The organism is Marinobacterium aestuarii, assembly GCF_001651805.1.
Lineage (GTDB): Bacteria > Pseudomonadota > Gammaproteobacteria > Pseudomonadales > Balneatricaceae > Marinobacterium_A > Marinobacterium_A aestuarii.
On sequence record NZ_CP015839.1, the window covers coordinates 4,502,489 to 4,516,137 of the forward strand.

The 13,649-nt window shown below is 59.1% G+C and carries 12 protein-coding genes and 1 riboswitch; of the genes, 3 read left to right on the forward strand and 9 right to left on the reverse strand.

The window, feature by feature from the left end; translation table 11 throughout:
• Positions 1-14: 14 nt before the first annotated feature.
• Entirely contained in the window at positions 15-884 is an 870-nt protein-coding gene (locus A8C75_RS19715) for an ABC transporter substrate-binding protein (RefSeq protein WP_067386078.1), read from the forward strand.
• On the forward strand, positions 881-3,553 hold the full coding sequence (locus A8C75_RS19720; RefSeq protein WP_067386079.1) for a response regulator: 2,673 nt from the start codon (positions 881-883) through the stop codon (positions 3,551-3,553). The genes A8C75_RS19715 and A8C75_RS19720 overlap by 4 nt, the downstream gene beginning before the upstream one ends.
• Positions 3,554-3,663: 110 nt before the next feature.
• Here A8C75_RS19720 and A8C75_RS19725 read toward each other — a convergent pair whose 3' ends face one another.
• The 3 genes from A8C75_RS19725 to A8C75_RS23715 form a co-directional block, all read right to left on the reverse strand.
• Positions 3,664-4,038, reverse strand: coding sequence for a hypothetical protein (locus A8C75_RS19725; protein WP_157890337.1), 375 nt, complete (start codon positions 4,036-4,038; stop codon positions 3,664-3,666).
• A 3-nt stretch (positions 4,039-4,041) separates the two neighbouring features.
• The gene (locus A8C75_RS19730; protein WP_067386081.1) at positions 4,042-4,524 is read right to left on the reverse strand and encodes a DUF2489 domain-containing protein; all 483 of its coding nucleotides are present in this window, start codon (positions 4,522-4,524) and stop codon (positions 4,042-4,044) included.
• A 194-nt stretch (positions 4,525-4,718) separates the two neighbouring features.
• Positions 4,719-4,892, reverse strand: coding sequence for a hypothetical protein (locus tag A8C75_RS23715; RefSeq protein ID WP_157890338.1), 174 nt, complete (start codon positions 4,890-4,892; stop codon positions 4,719-4,721).
• A gap of 329 nt (positions 4,893-5,221) precedes the next feature.
• Between A8C75_RS23715 and A8C75_RS19735 the strand changes: the two genes are divergently transcribed.
• Positions 5,222-5,896: a hypothetical protein gene (locus A8C75_RS19735; RefSeq protein ID WP_067386082.1), complete on the forward strand. Its 675-nt coding sequence runs from the start codon at positions 5,222-5,224 to the stop codon at positions 5,894-5,896.
• A 212-nt stretch (positions 5,897-6,108) separates the two neighbouring features.
• Here A8C75_RS19735 and A8C75_RS19740 read toward each other — a convergent pair whose 3' ends face one another.
• The 6 genes from A8C75_RS19740 to pdxR all read right to left on the reverse strand — a co-directional run bounded on the left by A8C75_RS19740 (position 6,109) and on the right by pdxR (position 13,598).
• A complete protein-coding gene (locus A8C75_RS19740) occupies positions 6,109-6,606 on the reverse strand; it encodes a 6,7-dimethyl-8-ribityllumazine synthase (protein WP_067386083.1) in 498 nt (165 codons plus the stop codon).
• A gap of 139 nt (positions 6,607-6,745) precedes the next feature.
• Positions 6,746-6,916, reverse strand: a riboswitch (FMN riboswitch).
• A gap of 93 nt (positions 6,917-7,009) precedes the next feature.
• A complete protein-coding gene (locus A8C75_RS19745) occupies positions 7,010-7,309 on the reverse strand; it encodes a DUF6506 family protein (RefSeq protein WP_067386084.1) in 300 nt (99 codons plus the stop codon).
• A 175-nt stretch (positions 7,310-7,484) separates the two neighbouring features.
• On the reverse strand, positions 7,485-8,420 hold the full coding sequence (locus A8C75_RS19750) for a bifunctional enoyl-CoA hydratase/phosphate acetyltransferase (protein ID WP_067386085.1): 936 nt from the start codon (positions 8,418-8,420) through the stop codon (positions 7,485-7,487).
• Between the two features lie 320 nt (positions 8,421-8,740).
• Positions 8,741-10,504, reverse strand: a complete 1,764-nt coding sequence (gene xsc, locus A8C75_RS19755; RefSeq protein WP_067386086.1) for a sulfoacetaldehyde acetyltransferase — start codon at positions 10,502-10,504, stop codon at positions 8,741-8,743.
• A 69-nt stretch (positions 10,505-10,573) separates the two neighbouring features.
• Positions 10,574-11,683 carry an alanine dehydrogenase gene (ald, locus tag A8C75_RS19760; protein WP_067386087.1) on the reverse strand — a complete coding sequence of 370 codons (1,110 nt, stop codon included), beginning with the start codon at positions 11,681-11,683 and terminating at the stop codon, positions 10,574-10,576.
• Between the two features lie 448 nt (positions 11,684-12,131).
• Entirely contained in the window at positions 12,132-13,598 is a 1,467-nt protein-coding gene (pdxR, locus tag A8C75_RS19765) for a MocR-like pyridoxine biosynthesis transcription factor PdxR (protein ID WP_067386088.1), read from the reverse strand.
• Positions 13,599-13,649: the final 51 nt, after the last annotated feature.

The following is a 13,649-nucleotide window of genomic DNA, read 5'->3' on the forward strand; positions in this document are numbered from 1 at the left end:
GACTTCTGTTGCTGATGTTTATTTTGTGGCTTACCGGCACCAGCGCCGTCGCTGAGCCACTGGCATTAATGAGCGAGGACAGTGCGCTCTATCGGCTGGTAGCCGAAGAAATCAGGCTCAGCGCCCAGAAACCGCTGGCGCTATACAGTACTGACAGCATGCCGTCCCAGGAGCGGCTCGACCAGGCGATCAACATTGCCATAGGTGCCCGTGCCTGCGAACAGCTGCTGCAGCATAACGGCCACGCCGATCTGATCTGCACCTTTATTCCGCGCACGACCTTTGAATCCCTGTCGACCCTGTACGACAACGGACAGCGTCGCCTCAGCGCGGTCTATCTGGATCAGCCGCTGCAACGCCAGTTGCGCCTTGCCCACCTGCTGGTGCCGGATGCAAAAAGTATCGGCACCATGTTCGGCCCGTTTTCCACGGCATCGCAGCAACTGTTCGACGACGCTTCCCGCAGGGAACAGCTGACACCCCTCTCCATCACCCTGGACGAAACGGATAACCCGATCGAGCGACTGACGCCACTGATTCAGCAAAGTGACGTCTTTCTCGCCCTGCCGGACCGGGCTCTGTTTAACCGCGCGACCGCCAAATGGCTGCTGTACATTACGCTGCAGCAGAAAGTACCGGTGATTGGCTTTTCCAAAACCTATGTCGAAGCCGGGGCCCTGGCCGCGGTATACTCAACACCCGCGCAGATCGGCCGGCAGACCGGCGAGCTGTTGCGCGAACTCGACCTGTCCCGGCCCCTGCCGCCACCGGTCTACCCGAAATACTACAATGTCAGCAGCAACCCTATAGTGGCCCGTACCCTGGAACTGCCTGAACCTGACGACCTGGCGCTGCACCGCCAGCTGGAGGACGGCACAGAATGAAACGCCGCCTTAGAACCCTGGGAATCCGCCAGCGCGTGCTGATGATCTCGCTGTTGCCGATGGTCCTCTTTGCTCTGGTGCTGGGCGGCTACTTCATCAGCACCCGGATCGATGACACCCAGTTCTCACTGCTGGAGCGCGGTCAGTCCATCAGCCGTCTGCTGGCATCCGCGTCCGAGTTTGGCCTGCTGCTCGGCAACCACGAGCTGCTGCGCAATCTTGGCAAGGGCGTCAGTCAGGAGCCCGATGTCGCCGACGTTGCCTTTCTGGATAACCGTTTTGAACTCATTACCCGCTCCCGCGCTTTCGATCTGCACCTGAAACCCCAGGGCCCCTTTGTCTATCAGGACAACAATCACTGGTACTTCGCAGAACCTGTACAGGTGACCGGCATATCCTTCCAGGATTTTCCCGAATATCCCGACGCCAAGGCCCGGCTGGACACCATTGGCTGGGTCATCGTCGTTCTGTCCAGCGACCAGACCCGCACCCGCCAGCGCAGTATCCTGATTACCGGTCTGCTGCTGATGATCGGCACCTTTGGCATCACCGCCATCATAGCGCTGCGCTTTGGCAACCGTATCACACAGCCCATACAGGGCCTCAGCCATGTGGTCGAGCGCCTGCAGGACGGCCAGCTCGATACCCGCGCCGAAGTCTCCCTGACCGGCGAACTGCGCACCCTGGCCCGTGGCATCAACCGCATGGCGGCCCGTATCCAGGAATCCAGTTCCATGATGGAATCCAAGGTGGACACCACCACCAAACGGCTGCGCGCCACCCTGAACCACCTGGAAACCAAGAACCACGAGCTAGAACTGGCACGCTTCAAGGCCGACACCGCCAACCGTGCCAAGGACGAATTTCTGGCCCGCATGAGCCATGAGCTGCGCACCCCCATGACCTCGGTGCTGGGTTTCGCCCGCCTGCTCGATGAAACCGACGCCAACGATGAGCAGCGCGAGTACACCCGCATCATCAACCAGACATCCACGGTTCTGCTCAGCATCATCGACGACATTCTCGATCTCTCCAAGCTCGAGTCCAATGCCATCAGGCTGGAACAGATCCCACTGGACCTCGAAGACCTGCTGCTCGACGTACTGGAAATGCAGGCTCCGCTGGCCCACAGCAAGGGACTGGAACTCATTCTGCACTACGCTCAGGGAATACCCGACATACTGCAGGGTGATCCCACCCGCCTGCGCCAGATCCTTACCAACCTGGTCGCCAACGCCATCAAATTCACTGAAAAAGGTGAAGTACAGCTGTTCGTGGAAGCCGAAAACCTCGACAAATATCAGTGCATGCTGCGAATAAGGGTGGAGGATTCCGGCATTGGCATTGCGGAAAACCAGAAAGGCAAACTGTTCAAGGCCTTCACCCAGGCCGATACCTCCATCACCCGCCGCTTCGGCGGCTCTGGGCTGGGCCTGGTGATTACCCAGAAACTCACCCGCCTGATGGAGGGCACGATCAAGCTCAGCAGCGAGCTGAACAAGGGCACGCAGATCAGCCTGGCGATTCCCTTTGCCTACAGCGAACCGGACGCCAGACCCCTGCCTGGAGCCCGGCTAGAACACGGCCCAATACTGCTCTACGAGCCCCATCCGGCCATGCGCAAATCCCTGCAGGCGTTGTTGCAGCGCCAGCACCTGAGCGTCGACACGGCACTGAGCTTCGATGATTTTTGCCGCCGTGCAGGCCAGCATAACTGCCTGATCTGGGGCGACAGCCCTGGCATGAGCACCAAGGAATTCAACGCCCTGCTGCAACGGCTGCGCCAGAGCTACAATGCTCGCCTGGTTATTCTCTGTGCCAGCGGCTCCAGCCAGCCCCAGCTGGACACGCAGACACTGGTCGTGCACAAGCCGGTGCGGCCACGCAATCTGCTGCGGGCGCTGAACGCAACAGCACAAGGCCCGGTGATCGATAAAACTATAGGGGCAACCCAAGCCGCCGCCGAGACAGCCCCCTGTACCGGCCTTGACGTGCTGATTGCCGAAGACAACGACCTGAACCGCCTGCTGATCATGAAGATTCTCAGCCGCGCCGGCATCCGCTCAAGGCAGGCCACCAGCGGGCTGGAAGTACTGGATCAGGTCGCGCACAAGGTGCCGGACCTGATTCTGATGGATGTGCACATGCCCAGGATGGACGGTATAGAAGCCACACGACGCCTGCGCCGAACCTGCCCAGAGCTTCCCATCATCGCGTTGACAGCCAATGTAGTGCCGCGGGAGCACCAGGCCTTGCAGAACGCAGGCATCACCAAAATCATGTTCAAGCCCATCAATGAACCTGAACTGCTCGCAGCGGTAAAGCGCCACTGCAGCCCCGCGCCTACGCGCCCTGCGCCCCAGGCTGCGGCGGACAAAGATGCCTCTGCGCTGCTGAGCTACGCGCAAATACAACAGGAAATTCAGCGCCAGCTGGAGGCTTGCCAGCAGGGAGTGCTGAGCCGCGACGCCGCCAAAATGCGTCACCATGCACACCAGCTGCTGGGCATCAGCGGACTTTACGACTGGCCGGAGTTCGAGGCCCTTACCGCCGACTTCCACCAGTGTGTTGATGCCGGCCGCGGACAGCGTGAACTCTGGCAGTCCCTCTGGCGCCTGCAAAGACTCAGCAAGCAGCCCCTGCCAACGGCAGACACAGATCCGATCTAGACAACCTGTCCGACAATACTCAAGCTGCTGCGAACCATCTGGCCCGCTAACATGAGAGGGGCTGGTTTTCGTGCTGATGCATGGGTTCTAATGCGGGAGCGGCAAGGCCGTCAGAATTCGCGGTAAACCGGATCCTTGGCAATCAGGTCTGTCAGGTCGTCGACAATGCTGCGCAAGCGTTCTCTGCCGGCGCGGTCAAACAGATAACCATCAATGCCCTCGCCGGCCGCAGGCTCGTTATCGTCGCCTTCCTGCAGTACCAGGCAGCGCAGACGTATGGCCTCGAGTTCCGGGTCATGTCGCATCGGCATACCGACATACAGGTCCCAGCGCTGCCACGTCGTCGTACCCTCCAGTACGCCCTGCAACAACGCCAGTATCTCGGCTCTGGACGGACGATAGGTCGGCGCCCTGCCGAAATAGAGCGCCGCCGCCATCAAACACAGAAGTAGCAGAGTAATGGCAAACGCCGCCAGGAAGGCCAAGGGTCAGTGCATCCGATCGAGCGGATACACATGCAGCTTGGCAGCCGCCTGCAGCAGCGCTTCCCGGTGCTGCTGTTCCAGCACATCCATTTCCTGACGGAAACGCCGTTGCTGCGCACGCTCCAGCGACTTCCACCCCTTCAGGTAGGGAATATGCCGGGTGGCCTCGTAATGCGCCGATATAATTTCAAAGTCGGGATTCTGATGCAGTTCCGGCATCAGGTTATCGAGCAGTACCTTCAGGCGGATGGAGCCTTCGGTCAGAGTCATCTTTTCGTCTTCCGACATGGCACGGGCGATCACCCGGATACTGTCGATCAGATACTGGCGCTGTTCCCGGGCCTTGCTTTCTGCCTCACGCTGCAGCGCTTCCCGCTGTTGCCTTTGCTGTCTCAGGGCACGCAGGTGAACGACGATATACCAGGACGAAGCCACTATGATCACCAGGCCCAAAGCCGTTGCCCAAAACATCAAACTGTCACTCATCCGCCACCCTGTCATTCAGCCTGTTTAGTCAGGTGAACCATTATGCATAATCGCCACCTGAAACCCAGAGCCCCGGCAACCCGGCTGCCAAAATCCGCGCACAAAAAAGCCCGTTACTGGCCAGTAACGGGCTTTAATAAATTGGAAACTCTAATTGATTCGCCTCGCGGCGTGACGCCTGGTTCAAGCAGTGATCAGCCGGCGATACCAACGAAGTCGTACTGGGGAGCTGCGGCTTCAGTCGGCTTCTTGCCCATCTGCTGCATGCGGGCATTGCGCTGTTCAAGCGCCTGGGCCAGAACCTGAACTCCGGTTTTGCTCGGAGTCTGCTGGGATCTTTCCAGACGTACGTTCAGATTTGCACTCATGCTCGGGCCTCCTGCGGCTTTGGCTATCTCACTGGCAGCGCCCCCGGGGGGGCCTATGGAGCCAGTTATCAAATTCGACTGGGGCCAGTATAGACAGAACCGCATAGCATGTAATGGAATATCATATTCTATATTTAGACCATAAACGCATATAAACAGCATCTGAGTCCAACCGTCAAAATCCGCCTCCCGCCTGGCTCCAACTATTCCAGGATGCTGGCGCTACGCCTGTGCAATGCCACGCCCTATAGTGAACAGGCATTGTGAAATAAACAGACAACCCTAGCCCGGCGCTATCGCCACCATTATCAAGTACAGAGAGCCTAGCCATGAACGCCCTGTCCCCTGCGCCTCAGGCACCCCACACCGCATTACTGCACTACTGGCAGCAACCCCACCCCGACTTCACCTCGGGCAAGGACGCTCGCAGCAGCGAAAATGCGTTGCTGGTACTGATGTATGGCGGCCTGGAAAAGGCGGCGCGTTATGGCTGGCTCAATGCGGGCCGTACCCTTGTCGACAAGACCTATCTGCGCATTCTGTGGATGACCCAGCAGCTCGCGCCCACAGGTATCAGCTTCGATGAACTGGCCTCGCGTCTCGATGGTTTTATCCGCCGAGAGCTGCAACCACGCTGGGACAACCTGGACGGCCTTGAACACGACGCCCGCCATGAGCTGGCACAGGCTCTGGTGGAACAGCTTCAGGCACAGGTATTCCAGAGTACTGACCAACTGGAGTCCGCTACCACTGTGCTGTTTTTCCTGTGCCCGCAGCTACCCGTTTTTATCTATACAAAGGCACCGGGAGCACAGACTGAGCCTGCTACCGACTACCCAGGCTGGCACCAGAGTTGCCGTCAGCGCCTGATTCCTCTGCTGCCACGAGCCTGCAGCAGCACACCGTCGGCCCATTACGGTACGGCGCAGGAGCAGCAGCTGATCACCCGCCTGCTGTCTCAGACCGACTGGTGGCCACGGCGGCTATTGTCCCAGCAACGCTAAACCGTCGCGCGCCCCTATCCGACAGCAAGCGATCAACTCCGGCGAAAGCCAGCCCTTTGTCAGCACCTGCGGGTGCTGTTTTTTTACCTATCGCAACCAGAGAACACAAAAAAGCCCGGGTTCCGCATATTAGGAGCCCGGGCTTTTCCGATCAACTAACCGTTACCAGTGACTAATCACTAACCACCAATTACGAATCACGAATCACTGCATTAACACTCGGTCAGACGACGAATACTCTGCAGGTTTTCCATGGTGCTCAGGCACGCCTGGGCCACTTCTGTACCCTTGTCGGTGAAATGGCGGTAGAAGAAATCGTGGTGCGTGCTGTGCTCATGGAAATGATGCGGTGTCAGTACCACCGACATCACCGGCACTTCGGTCTCCAGCTGCACCTGCATCAGGCCTTCGATTACGGCCTGGGCCACAAATTCATGCCGGTAAATGCCGCCATCGACGACAAAACCCGCCGCAACAATGGCGCCGTAGCGGCCACATTTGGCGAGCAGTTTGGCCTGCAGTGGAATTTCATAGGCCCCGGACACGGTGAAGATATCCACCTGTTCGGCCACCAGCCCCTGGCGGGTACATTCGATAAGAAAGGCATCGCGTGCCTGGCCGACGATATCGCTGTGCCACTGCGCCTGAATAAAGGCAACGCGCTGGGCGCGGGTCTCATTGCTGAGTTTTGGGGGGTACGTCTGATTCATGGTTATCCTCGTTGATAGTCACCAGAATCAGGGCATGCGGAACCTCGGCGTACTCGAAAGTGCACTACCCGACAGCGCCTTGCGGCACCCAGATAGCCATTCGAACACGACTTTGCGCCGGGCGACCGCCTGGCGCTGGAACCGTTCTCTTTCATCCGGACTATGACCGTCGGCTTCGGAGTTGCACCGAATCTGCTGACCCCGGCTGCGCTGTATCCCAACGGATGCAGACAGTACCGGGCGCTCGCGGGCTTGGCGACGCTGCGCCTTTACCGCCGGTGGGGACTTTCACCCCGCCCTGAGAACAATAAAATGCTGCGAATCACTCGCAGCAGCGCTATCTTAAGCGCACTGCGCCCGATTGCCAAGCCCGCAAGCTGGCAGCCTGAACGCGAATCAAACCTTAGCCAAATTCGCGGGCCAGACGTTCGCGCTCTTCCGGCGTGTACTGCACCCGCCCAATCGGAACCATGTCGTTGGTCGCCGCGCGGATGCGGTCGGCATCTTCGGCGCTAAAGCCGCCACAGAGCTCGATCAGCTGCACATGCTTGGTCAGCAGCTCCTGCGCCACCAGAATGGCTTCATCGACCGTTTGCACGCCGGACACCGCCATATCAAACAGCTCGGTCTGAATACGGCCATGATGCTTGATGATTTCCAGATCCGGACCCTTAACGATAAAACCATATCGCGCCAATGCCATCTGCGCTGCTCCTGTCTGAATGAACGGGGGATGATGTATGCATTAAAGCCCGCGCAGCCCCAAGAGATTAGAGCCAGAGACTTAAAAAAGGTGGGACCACCGGCTGGCCACTGCGCGCCAGCAACAAAAAAGGCCCCGGGAACAACCGGAGCCTTTGTAATACCGCACCCTTAACTCAATCCGTTTTCTGCGCCAGGTAGTGACTGTAAATGGAGGCCAGGGCACAGGATGCCAGACGCGCCTCGGGCGGATCGGCGCGGGAGGTGAGAATGATCGGCACCCGGGCACCCAGCACCAGGCCTGCGGCCGTGGCACTCATGAAGTACACCATCTGCTTGAACATGCAGTTGCCGGTTTCGATATTAGGTACCAGCAGCAGATCAACATCGCCGGCCACCTGGCTGGTCATGCCCTTGAGATCGGCCGCATCACGCGAGATGGCATTATCAAACGCCATGGGACCTTCAATAATGGCGTCCTGCATGCCGCCCAGGGACGCCAGCTTGACCAGCTCGCCGGCATCCACGCTGGAGGGCATGGCGCGGTTTACTTCCTCGGTGCCGGACAGCAACGCGACCTTGGGTTGCGTCTTGCCAAGCGCATGCAGCAGGTCGATGGCGTTACGCAGGATGTGGGCCTTGTCGACCACAGTGGGCTGCACATTGATCACCGCATCGGTGATGCACAGCGGACGCGCATGGCCCGGCACCGTCATGTGAAACACATGACTCAGGCGCCTTGTCGTACGCAGGCCCGCATCACGGCTCAGCACGGCCTTGAGCAGGGTATCGGTGTGCAGATGCCCCTTCATCAGCGAGTGCGCTTCACCGGCTGCCACTATGCCAACGGCTATACGGGCCGCATCGGCTTCAGTCGCCGCATCTTCGAGCCGGATAGACGTCAGATCCCAGTCCAGCTCCCTGGCCAGCGCCTGAATAACATCGACCTTGCCCACCAGCACAGGCTCGATAAGACCGGCGTCTGTGGCCATTTTCGCGCTCTCAAGCGAGACACGGTTTACCGGGTTCACCACGGCAGTCACCACCCGGGGCAGGGCCCTGGCTTTCTCAAGCAGGTAGGAGGGACACTCCACCGGAGTTTTGCTCAACATGGCAGCTTACCTAGATCCGTTGCACAGTTTGATATCGGGGTGCCGGCCAAGGCCGACGGGGTTTGCACAGACGCTCGGGGCCCTTTGGGCCAGCCTCCGTCATGCTCTGCATGGTCACGCACTGCAATCTGGGCTGCATAAGACAGCACCCGGACGCAGGGGCCAGAAACAGAGAACGGTTAAACGCTTGTGCAAACGATCAGGAAAACCGGCTGGTCTTCCCGCAAAAACAGACCGAAGGCCCGCGGCCTTCGGGGGGCCCGGCCAGCGCTGCCACTGGGGCCGCACTGGTCGGGTAATTACGCTTTGGGCCTTGGGGCTTAAACGTAGTCTTTGTACTTGTCGAGGTAGCGCACCGGCTTGGACAGGGCGTCACGGCGGAACGGGTCACCCAGCTCGCGAGTACACATGATCTCGATAACGGTGGTCTTGCCTTCTTCCATCTGACGGGTGATAGCGGCCTGCAGAGTCGGTCCGATATCTTCCAGCTTATCGACGGTTACGCCTTCAGCACCCATGGAGCGTGCGATTTCAGCGAAGCTCGGGTTTTCCAGTTCACCGGCAACAAAGCGACGGTTGTAGAAATCCACCTGGTTTTTCTTCTCGGCGCCCCACTGACGGTTGTGGAAGACAATGGAGGTGACCGGGATGTTTTCACGTACGCAGGTCAGGATTTCCATCATGGACATGCCCCAGGCACCGTCACCGGCGTAGGAGATGGCCGGACGATTCGGCGCAGCAACCTTGGCACCAATGATGGTCGGCAGGGCGTAACCGCAGTTACCGAAGCTCATGGCCGCGAAGAAAGAACGCGGTTTTTCAAAGCGCAGGTAGCTGTTGGCAACGGAGTTGATGTTACCGATGTCGGTGGACACCATGACGTTTTCCGGCATGGCTTTTTCCAGCTCGCGCAGAACCTGACGCGGGTGCAGGAAGCTGCCTTCTTCGCCTGCCTGTTCGTTGATCATGTCCAGCGAGAACTCGTCCTTCTCGTGGATCCACTCGTTCAGCTCATTTTCCCAGTTGGCTTTTTCAGCAGCGATTTCTTCAGCACGCGCGTCCTTGGTGGCTACGCAGGCAACTGAAGTGTTTTCCAGACGCTGCAGCAGGTTGGTCGCAGCGGCCTTGGCATCACCGCAGATACCCACGGAAATTTTCTTCACCAGACCCAGCATCTTGGCATCGCAGTCGATCTGAATGACTTTGGCCTGTTTTGGCCAGTAGTCCAGACCGTGCTGCGGCAGAGTACCGAAAGGCCCAAGGCGGGTGCCCAGTGCGACAACAACGTCGGCGCGGGACAGCAGCTTCATCGCAGCCTTGGAGCCCTGGTAACCCAGAGGACCACACCACAGAGCGTGGGACGCCGGGAAGGAGTCGTTGTGCAGATAGCTGTTAACAACAGGTGCGCCGAGGAATTCAGCCAGTGCCTGACATTCGCCCAGGGCATCAGCCATAACAACACCGCCACCGGAGATGATGACAGGGTTCTTGGCCCCAGCCAGCAGTTCAGCCGCCTGAGCCAGGCTCTGCTCGCCACCCGCACCGCGTTCGATACGCATGGGCTGCGGGATTTCAACGTCGATATCGCCGTAGAAGAAGTCACGCGGGATGTTCAGCTGAGTCGGGCCGTTTTCGTGCATGGCACGGTCGAAGCAGCGCGCCGTCAGTTCAGCCATGCGCGCAGGGTTGGCAACGTGGCCCTGGTACTTGGTGATGGTTTCGAAGAACGGCAGCTGCTGCGCTTCCTGGAATCCGCCCAGGCCGTTGGACATGGAACCGGTTTCCGGCGTGATGCAGACCACCGGGCTGTGCGCCCAGTAAGCCGCCGCAATAGCGGTTACAAAGTTGGTGATACCAGGACCGTTCTGCGCGATGCAGACACCGTGGCGACCGCTGACACGGGCATAGCCGTCAGCCATGTGGCCGGCGCCCTGCTCATGCACGACAGGAATAAAACGAATGCCTGCCGGCGTAAAGATATCCATGGCGTCCATAAAGGCAGAACCCATGATACCGAACATATCGGTAACGCCATTGGCGACCAAAGTTTCGACCATCGCCTCACTTGGAGTCATACGAGCCATATCAGTTTTCCTTTGCTTTGCTGTTGCAGACGACGGAACCGCCGCCGGCCGTTGGGTACCAGTTTTTATTTACTTTGCCTTGTAAGGGACAAATTCTTTTCCCAGAGCCTGGGCAACTTCCTTGCAGGCCACTGCGCCCGCATGAATGTTGAGGCCATTGGCCAGATGCGCATCCCTTCGGATCGCCTCTTCCCATCCCAGGTCCGCCAGCGCAAGAATGTGCGGCAGCGTGGCGTTATTGAGGGCCAAAGTGGAGGTTCTCGCCACTGCCCCCGGCATATTGGCAACGCAGTAATGCACTACGTCATCAACGATATAGGTTGGATCTTCATGGGTGGTGGCGTGGGAGGTTTCAAAGCAACCGCCCTGATCAATCGCCACATCCACCACCGCAGAGCCTGGCTTCATGCGCTTGACCATCTCGGCGGTCACCAGCTTTGGCGCCGCAGCCCCCGGAATAAGTACACCGCCAATCACCAGGTCGGCCGAGAGCACATGCTCTTCCAGTGCCGCCTTGCTGGAGTAAACCGTCTGCACCTGAGTACCGAACTCGGATACCAGTCGGCGCAGCACATCGACGGAGCGATCCAGCACCACCACCTGAGCACCCAGGCCAATGGCCATGCGGGCGGCATTGCTGCCCACCACACCGCCACCAATAATGACGACCTTGGCGGATTCAACACCCGGAACACCACCGAGCAGCATGCCGCGTCCGCCGCGGGATTTTTCCAGACAGGCAGCACCGGCCTGGATGGACATGCGACCGGCCACTTCGGACATCGGTGCCAGCAGCGGCAGACCACCGCGCTCTGAGGTGACGGTTTCGTAAGCGATGCAGGTGGCGCCACTGGCCAGCAAGTCATCGGTCTGGGCCAGATCCGGCGCCAGATGCAGGTAGGTAAAGAGTACCTGGCCGGCCCGCAGCTGCTTGCGCTCTACCGCCAGCGGCTCCTTGACCTTGACCACCATCTCGGCCCTGGCAAAGACGTCTGCAGCAGTCGCTGCGATGGTTGCACCGGCGGCGACATAATCAACATCGGCAAAGCCAATGCCAGTGCCCGCCTGGGTTTCCACCAGTACCTGATGACCGCGCGAGGTGAGTTCCTGCACGCTGGCCGGGACCATGCCCACACGGTACTCGTGGTTCTTAATTTCCTTGGGGACTCCGATTAGCATTGTCACCACTCCCGTCATTATTTTTTTGTATTCGGTTGTGAGCTCACACCCAGAGACTTTCTCACCCTGGATGCCTGTGATCAGAGGCTGAATGTTTCAGATCAGCTTGGTTGTAGATTAGGAGGGAGGAGCAATGACAGGTAGAACCAGTTTCCGCACAGATGTTGCGCCAGACTGGCCCAAACAGAACGAACAGCCACTCAGGCTCGACGAGAAGCGCCGAACCACGGGCCTTTCAGGCCTGAAACAGGTGTTTTTTGAAGAGCAAGACAGACATGAGAGCGGCGTTCAAAGACGGGAGAAAAGATGCCCGGGACGGGACTTAGCACGAAAAATCAGGATAAAAAACACGGCACTCAGTATCAAAAACACAATCATTTGATACTTTTATTTCAAAAGAACCCTTCTGTTTTTATCCCGGGCGCACAGGGTGCACCCGGGGCCAGGCTCAGGTCATGTCCGAAATGAGTTCGGCCAGCGCCTTGATACCGGGGCGGATGCGCTCGGCACCGATGGACGAATACCCCAGCCGGAAGAAGTTGAGCGGCGGGTTTTCACCCGCAAAATGCAGATCGCCAGACTCGATCAGGATGCCACGGTCAGCCGCTTCCTTGCGCAGCAGACGCGCATCCAGCCCCTCGGGCCCCTCGACCCAGTAACAGGAACCGCCGAAGCTGGGTTTCTGCGACGATGCCGGCAGAAATTCGCTCAGGGCCGCGCCCATTTCCTGCCAGCGCTCCTCGTAGGCCCGCATAATGGTCATGATCAGGGCATCGTGGTAGCCCCGTTCCAGGAAGAGTGCCACCGAGCGCTGGTTGTTGGCCGCAGGGTGGCGCAGCATCAGGCGGCGCAGCGCCCTGGCCTCGCGAATAAACTCTGCCGACCCCACCAGATAGCCCAGCCGCAGGCCCGGCGCCAGCGTCTTGGACAGACTGCCGACATAAAGCACCCGCCCGCTGCTATCCAGGCTTTTCAGCGCCGGAATCGGGTTGGACTTGAAGTTGGTTTCGCTTTCGTAGTCATCTTCGATGATGACAAAGTCGTGCTCGTTGGCCCGCTTGAGCAGCTCGTAACGCCGCTCTATGGGCATGGTGGCGGTCGTCGGGCACTGGTGACTCGGCGTCACATAGAGGCAATCGAGGTCGTTCAGGCTGTCATCCACAATCAGACCATCGCCGTCCACCGGCAGCGGCCGCACCTGGGACGGATTGAGCGTCGAGATATTGCGGATATCCAGATAGCCCGGATCCTCCACGCCCATGATGCTGTCCTTGTCGAGCAGCAGACGCGCCAGCATGTAGAGCGCCTGCTGGGCGCCTACGGTCACCAGTATCTGATCAGCCGACGCCCAGACACCTCTGCGTGGCAACAGGCGGGTACGTATCTGTTCCACCAGCAGCGGATCGTCGTTGTCGAACCTGTCCGACGCCCAGTCGCGAATCGCCGGCACACTCACGGCATCGCGGCAGCACTCGCGCCAGTTGTTGGTGGGAAAGAGCGTCGGATCGAACTGACCGTAGATAAACGGATAGGGGTATTTTTGCCAGTCCCGCGGCTTGCTCAAGTTCTGCTGATTCGACGGATACAGCTTGAGACAGCTCGACCAGTCCGGCGGCGTGCCTTCCACCGCGGCCACGGGGCTCTGCTTGATCACCACCTTGCCCGACATGATGTCCGGGTTGACGTAGTAGCCACTGCGCTCGCGGGCGATCAGATAGCCATCATCCAGCAGATGTTCGTAAGCCAGCACGACGGTGTTGCGCGCAATATTGAGCTGCTTGGCCAGCTTGCGACTGGAAGGTAGCGGGCTATCCAGGGGAATATTGCCGTTCAGTATGCCGGCGGCAATCTGCTCACGCAGCTGTTGCTGCAGGCTGGCGGGTTTTTCTGGAGAAAGGTGAAAGAGTTGAAACATCCGCGGACCATACCTGTTTCCGACGCCAAAGCCGTGTTCCTGCCAAAGCGC

Excerpts from the sequence above, each read along its gene's own strand:
- A8C75_RS19720 (WP_067386079.1), top strand. The coding sequence starts at position 881 with ATGAAACGCCGCCTTAGAACCCTGGGAATCCGCCAGCGCGTGCTGATG.
- A8C75_RS19745 (WP_067386084.1), bottom strand. The coding sequence starts at position 7,309 with ATGGCATTGGCGCGATATGGTTTTATCGTTAAGGGTCCGGATCTGGAA.
- xsc (WP_067386086.1), bottom strand. The coding sequence starts at position 10,504 with ATGGCTCGTATGACTCCAAGTGAGGCGATGGTCGAAACTTTGGTCGCC.
- A8C75_RS19750 (WP_067386085.1), bottom strand. The coding sequence starts at position 8,420 with ATGTTGAGCAAAACTCCGGTGGAGTGTCCCTCCTACCTGCTTGAGAAA.
- A8C75_RS19730 (WP_067386081.1), bottom strand. The coding sequence starts at position 4,524 with ATGAGTGACAGTTTGATGTTTTGGGCAACGGCTTTGGGCCTGGTGATC.
- A8C75_RS23715 (WP_157890338.1), bottom strand. The coding sequence starts at position 4,892 with ATGAGTGCAAATCTGAACGTACGTCTGGAAAGATCCCAGCAGACTCCG.
- A8C75_RS19715 (WP_067386078.1), top strand. The coding sequence starts at position 15 with ATGTTTATTTTGTGGCTTACCGGCACCAGCGCCGTCGCTGAGCCACTG.
- A8C75_RS19735 (WP_067386082.1), top strand. The coding sequence starts at position 5,222 with ATGAACGCCCTGTCCCCTGCGCCTCAGGCACCCCACACCGCATTACTG.
- A8C75_RS19740 (WP_067386083.1), bottom strand. The coding sequence starts at position 6,606 with ATGAATCAGACGTACCCCCCAAAACTCAGCAATGAGACCCGCGCCCAG.
- pdxR (WP_067386088.1), bottom strand. The coding sequence starts at position 13,598 with ATGTTTCAACTCTTTCACCTTTCTCCAGAAAAACCCGCCAGCCTGCAG.
- ald (WP_067386087.1), bottom strand. The coding sequence starts at position 11,683 with ATGCTAATCGGAGTCCCCAAGGAAATTAAGAACCACGAGTACCGTGTG.